The sequence below is a fragment of the Brucella sp. HL-2 genome, from assembly GCF_025846885.2.
Classification (GTDB): domain Bacteria; phylum Pseudomonadota; class Alphaproteobacteria; order Rhizobiales; family Rhizobiaceae; genus Brucella; species Brucella quorumnocens.
Map to the genome: position 1 here is coordinate 1 of NZ_JAOYTK010000054.1, position 5,656 is coordinate 5,656.

Genomic DNA, 5,656 nt, shown 5'->3' on the forward strand with positions numbered 1-5,656 from the left:
CTCAAGGACTGGAGGAGGGTCGCGACACGATATGACAAGCTCATGCTGAACTTTACAGCCACATGCTATATCGCTGCCATCGTCACATGGTGGCTCAATTGAGTCTGGACCCTAGAGCGTTTCCAGTTCAAATTGAATCATTGGAAATGCTCTATCTCCTTGTTTTTACGCGCATATTATTCCGAATAAGTGCCTCACATTTTCGGGATGCGCTCTAACTATCCGCATTCAATATAAAACGCCGGCCTGACTCAATCAGACCGGCGTTTTCAATTTGCAACAACCTAAATTCAAACCCCAGTCGGGATCAGCATGAAGGCTGGAATGTCATTACCGAAACCAACTGGCACCGGACCATCATCATCGTCGCGATCACGGCGACGCTTGTGGTTGTCGTGCTGAGGCTTGTTACGACGCTCGTCATTTGACGTGCGGATCGCATCACGACGCTCTTTGATCTCGTTGATTACCGGCTGCGGCTCATCTGCCTGAACAATCACAGGTGTCTCGACCTTCTGCTTATCTTTCGACCTACCCTTGGCATCTTTACCTTTGCCTCGAGCATTTTTGCCCTTACGTGCCGTATCTTCAGATTCGTCAGACGCTGGCAAGGTTGAAAGATCGCCATCGAGCCATTCAATCTTTTCGCCAATCATGGATTCGATTGCCGTCAGATATTTCGTGTCAGACGGCGTAACGAGCGTGAACGCCTTACCGGAACGTCCAGCGCGACCTGTGCGACCGATGCGGTGCACATAGTCTTCCGAATGGATCGGAATGTCGTAGTTGAACACGTGGCTGACATCAGGAATATCGAGGCCGCGCGCTGCTACATCGGAAGCAACCAGAAGCCGCAGCTTGCCATCTTTGAAATTGGCAAGCATCGCCATGCGTGCGCGCTGGTCCATATCGCCGTGCAATGCGCCAGCATCAAATTCATGACGCACCAACGAGCGGAAAAGCTCGGATACGTCCTTCTTGCGGTTGCAGAAAATGATCGCATTCTTGAGCGTATCACCTTCAGCACGGATGAGATCGCGCAGCACAGCGCGCTTGTCCCAATCCTTTTTACCCGACTTTACCAGACGCTGTGTGACTGTCTTTGCGGTCGAGGATGCTTTCGCGACTTCAATACGTGTCGGCGAATGCAAAAACTGTTCGGTCAGCTTGGTGATTTCCGGCGGCATTGTCGCCGAGAAGAACAGCGTCTGACGCGTGAACGGGATCAGCTTGCAGATACGCTCGATATCGGGGATGAACCCCATGTCGAGCATGCGATCGGCTTCATCGATAACGAGAATTTCAACACCGGTCAGTAGAAGTTTACCGCGTTCGAAATGATCTAGAAGACGACCAGGCGTCGCGATAAGCACATCTGCGCCGCGTTCGAGCTTGCGTTCCTGCTCATCGAACGAAACGCCACCGATCAGCAGTGCAACGTTAAGACGCTGATTAACGCCATACTTTACGAAATTTTCTTCAACCTGTGCAGCAAGTTCGCGCGTTGGCTCAAGAATGAGCGTGCGCGGCATACGAGCACGCGCCCGGCCCTTTTCAAGAAGATGGAGCATCGGCAAAACGAAAGACGCAGTCTTACCCGTGCCTGTCTGAGCGATGCCAAGGACATCTCGACGCTCCAGTGCAGGTGGAATAGCACCAGCCTGAATTGGTGTAGGCGCGGTGTATCCCGCAGCTTCAACAGCAGCGAGCACTTTCGGGGAAAGACCGAGTTCGGCAAATGTCGTCAATGGAGGCGCAGCTCTCTTTTTGGAAATGAATTCCACCCATCCTGTCATTGCAGCCGCGTCAATCGGCGCAGGAACCAAGGCAGAAAAGGCGTCTGCAACGCAATAAGCGTCTTCGTGCAGCATCGCCTACGTCCGTAGCGTGCAAAAGTCAACTAAAATACCGCGTCAGAATATAAAATGCTTATTTATTTGTATTTTATTGTGTTTCACTCAAAACTAATGCGGTATTTTACTAAAATCATAGCCAACTAATGTCTAAATTGTTCTGTTAGAATTCGCTCATCCCAAGAATGATTTTGATCAAATAAGATGGCAACCTGGCTATCGGGGTCTTCGCGGACTGTGACTGACCTTACCGACTTGACTTCGTTATTGTCAGCAACCGCATTGACTGGTCGCTTTTCAGTTTCCAGTAAATCCATTCGTACGGTTACATGTTTTGGCAAAAGAGCCCCACCCCAACGTCTTGGACGAAACGGGCTCACAGGCGTTAGAGCCAGGAGTGGGGCCTCAAGCGGCAAAATGGGCCCCTGTGCAGACAGATTATAGGCGGTGGAACCTGCAGGCGTCGCTACCATGACGCCATCACAGACCAGTTCCTCGAGCCGCACCTTGCCGTCAATGGTGATGCGTACCTTGGCTGCCTGGTAGGACTGCCTGAAAAGCGAGACTTCATTGATCGCAAGCGCCTTGAACGGCGCAGCATTTGCGGTTTCGGCAATCATCTCCAGCGGACGGATTGTTTCTTTCTGCGCCGCATAAATGCGCGCAGGCAAATCTTCCACGCTGAATTCATTCATGAGGAACCCGACCGAGCCACGGTTCATACCGTAAATCGGTATGCCGCTGTTCATAAAATCGCGCAAAGCCTGCAGCATAGTGCCGTCACCGCCGAGAGCAACGACTGTATCCGCATCTTCGGCGGCAACATGGCCGTAACGCTTCACGAGCTCTTTCTGAGCCGCAAGTGATTCCTCTGTTCCCGATGAGAGGAAGTGAAGCGCCAAGGATTTATCGTCCATATCATCCATTCCAATGCGCTAGCTCGTGGTCCCATTCCGATATTCGCATCCCTTGAATATAGGCATTGAGCAAATGTCGGAATCAAAAGATCGCGAGTAACTTTATGAATCGAGTGAATTTATCGAATTTGACGTCTGAAACAGGGTGAATGTCAGCCGGGATTCAAACGTCAAATTCAATCCACTCGTGCAGTTTCCACAGTTAGATGGCTATCATATGCAAAACTTGCTTACCATCACCCACTTAATGTGAATTTTCGCTTTACACGCGCTGGAAATATGCTAATTCGACGCCAGTGCCCTTATAGCTCAGTTGGTAGAGCACCTGATTTGTAATCAGGGGGTCGGGAGTTCGAGTCTCTCTGGGGGCACCACTAAATTCTCAATGTTTTCAATAACTTGATCGTTTAGTTGGTGCTGCACTTTCTTAAATCCATGTTGCAACGTGTTGCGAACTACTCGTAAGCATTATCAATGGGTTAGAATGAGTCGCGGCTCGTAGACGCGACATGAAACGCGACATACGCCCTGCCCGTTCCCACTGCAATCAAAGAACAATCAACGTCTTAACCCGTCTGAATAAGACGCCTTTCAGACGCTGAAGCGTTTCGGAAACGTTTCTCGTCACGTGACGTAACGTGACCGTCACGGCCATGTCGCGTTTCATGTCGCAGATAATCGCGAGATAATTTCGTTTTGCCATGGCAAAAACTTAGCATTTGCTAGGGGTAGATCGTTCGAAAACAAAGGCTTACAATAATCACGGCTTATCCAGGCCGTAACCAGTTGGAGGATGCATGGAAGCCTTGTTCACACCGGCCACCTTGGCCAAGCGTTGGGAATGCTCTGAGAAGCATGTACGAAACCTGATCAAAACAGGTCAGTTGGATGCCTTTCGATTGGGAGGCAAGTTGTATCGTATAAAGCAGAGTGCAGTCGAAGCCTTCGAGGCAAAAGCAACAGTAGATGCCCTGCCAACGCCTGAAGCTGATAAGAAGCCCATCGAACGACTTGATCCGCTCAAGCGACTGGAACTAGCAAACCTGCGCCGTATGGTTAAGAAGTTATAGATAAGGCCACAACTTTATCTTGTGGAGTTAATTGAATTAAGTTAGTCGCCACTAAAGGGGAAGCGAAAGAGTCGCTTGGGCCGCGATATGGAGTGGGGAAACTCGTAGAGTGTCGAGCAGTGACGATCGCCGAATTGAAGCTTGGCTTAACGACGACTATGGACGTTTCGCAGAAACTCGAAGAAAATTTGCCGCTAAATGGCACAACGCGCGTTTTCGTTGGTTGGGCGCAACTCATACTTTCGCAAAATTAGGTATGGCCTCATCGGCACCCGGTGTGACGTGGTATGCGGGTACGCTATCTGGTCTAAATGCAGCTTTGATTTCAGGTGCACTTTTCACCGGCCACACTGTAGTCGCTGCCTTAGATACGTCGAGCAAAGAAAAATCTCCGAAAGAACTTCAGGCAGACGTTATGTTGCGGTTGGGAGATTTCCTTAATTACACTAAGACTAAGGCTCTGCCGAAAAATTCGGACGCTGCTATCACAGCCTGCCTAGGAATAATCCAAAACTTCGCCTGTCTGATAACCGGATCGAAACAGGATATGATATCGGTTTCCTTGGTCCTATTCGTTGGAAGTCATAAGACGCGGATGGTTATCAAGCACCGAAATCCTGGCAATAAACGTCCGACTGGGCAGGAATTCGACGCTTCGAAACTGATGGGTTACAAAGCCTGCACCAAGGGTAAGCAGCCTCGCGTTGTTCATCATTTCAAGAAGTTCGGCAAAGCTGCTGCCGACAGTCCAACACAGTCTGGTAAGAATTATCAGTCATTCTTTATTATGCCTATCGAGTCGAAAGTCGACGGTAGAATTCGCGGCTTTGTATCAATTGACAGTCCGCGACCTTATGCATTTTACGGGAACCGCAGCAGTGTGTTAATAGTTAGATGCGAACCACTACTGAGTCACTTATGTGACCTACTTGAAAGGGTATAAATATGTTGCAAAGCATAATCCCCGCGAGTGAGTTCAAAAAGCGTCGTTCGGACGACTCGCAAAAGCTCCAGTGGCTTAAAGAACAGGCCGAAGAAATCCGGAAGGACTATCAGACCGGCAAACTGACAGAAGACCAAGCCATCAAGAAGCTCGATTTTCTGGTGAAAGACGATCGCAGCCTTTTATCGCGTCTCTTCGGGTTCTGAACTTTTAAGCTCAAAGCGGCTTCAACCCACCGCTAACCACAAAGACCACAAACGCCGAAACCAATCCGCCAATAATCATCCAGTTGATGCGTGAGAGGGTTGAGTGAATGCTTTTGTTTGAGCTTTCCAGACCTGTGAACCGCGTATCGATCCGGGCTTCCATGGCTACCCACTTTTCATCGTTCCGGGCGCTGTCTATTTCACGCTGGCGCTGCCATGCTTCGAGCGTGGTTAGGCGCTGATTGTTCGTTTGCGTTGCATGTTCAAGCCCGACCACTCGAGCGCGTAGGTCGTTTTCGGTGTCTGGCATTTGTGAACTCACTTCCCGCAGCCCCTCTTATTTCTCATCATGCTTTGCGCATTCGTCTTTCGACCAGACGCCACCGGCACAGCCGCGCACTATTGTCCGGTCGATCTTGCGTTGATCCGCTTCAGTTGCGCCACGAGCGCCAAGCAAATCAGTGCCAAGCACGCTACGGACGCCGCTCACATTTGCCGGTCCTGAATGTCCACACCCCGCCAGCATCAACGCACTGATCATAATCGAACACAGCGCCAAGGGCTTTGTCAGTCGCTTCATTGTTCTGTCTTTCGATTTTGGCTTCGACACTGGACCGGCCATCACGTTTCCCAGCCACATAACCAGTAGCCAGCAACAAAAAAGCCG

General features: G+C 50.2%; 7 protein-coding genes and 1 tRNA gene. 4 read left to right on the plus strand and 4 right to left on the minus strand.

What is annotated here, in order from left to right; genetic code table 11:
- Positions 1–290: 290 nt before the first annotated feature.
- On the minus strand, positions 291–1,748 hold the full coding sequence (locus OIV19_RS23265) for a DEAD/DEAH box helicase (RefSeq protein WP_095447889.1): 1,458 nt from the start codon (positions 1,746–1,748) through the stop codon (positions 291–293).
- A 248-nt stretch (positions 1,749–1,996) separates the two neighbouring features.
- The gene (locus OIV19_RS23270; protein WP_095447888.1) at positions 1,997–2,770 is read right to left on the minus strand and encodes an NAD kinase; all 774 of its coding nucleotides are present in this window, start codon (positions 2,768–2,770) and stop codon (positions 1,997–1,999) included.
- Between the two features lie 298 nt (positions 2,771–3,068).
- Here OIV19_RS23270 and OIV19_RS23275 point away from each other — a divergent pair.
- From OIV19_RS23275 to OIV19_RS23290, 4 genes are all read left to right on the plus strand, one after another.
- Positions 3,069–3,144, plus strand: a tRNA-Thr gene (locus OIV19_RS23275).
- A 423-nt stretch (positions 3,145–3,567) separates the two neighbouring features.
- Complete coding sequence (locus OIV19_RS23280) at positions 3,568–3,840, plus strand: helix-turn-helix domain-containing protein (protein WP_264234256.1); 273 nt, start codon at positions 3,568–3,570, stop codon at positions 3,838–3,840.
- Positions 3,841–3,949: 109 nt separating this feature from the next.
- The gene (locus OIV19_RS23285; RefSeq protein ID WP_264234257.1) at positions 3,950–4,783 is read left to right on the plus strand and encodes a hypothetical protein; all 834 of its coding nucleotides are present in this window, start codon (positions 3,950–3,952) and stop codon (positions 4,781–4,783) included.
- 2 nt (positions 4,784–4,785) lie between these two features.
- Entirely contained in the window at positions 4,786–4,989 is a 204-nt protein-coding gene (locus OIV19_RS23290; RefSeq protein WP_264234259.1) for a hypothetical protein, read from the plus strand.
- A gap of 10 nt (positions 4,990–4,999) precedes the next feature.
- On the opposite strand, the gene OIV19_RS23295 is transcribed toward OIV19_RS23290, so the two are convergent.
- Together OIV19_RS23295 and OIV19_RS23300 are read right to left on the minus strand one after the other, a co-directional pair.
- The gene (locus tag OIV19_RS23295; protein WP_264234260.1) at positions 5,000–5,299 is read right to left on the minus strand and encodes a hypothetical protein; all 300 of its coding nucleotides are present in this window, start codon (positions 5,297–5,299) and stop codon (positions 5,000–5,002) included.
- Positions 5,300–5,326: 27 nt separating this feature from the next.
- On the minus strand, positions 5,327–5,569 hold the full coding sequence (locus OIV19_RS23300) for a hypothetical protein (protein ID WP_264234264.1): 243 nt from the start codon (positions 5,567–5,569) through the stop codon (positions 5,327–5,329).
- Between the last annotated feature and the right edge of the window lie 87 nt (positions 5,570–5,656).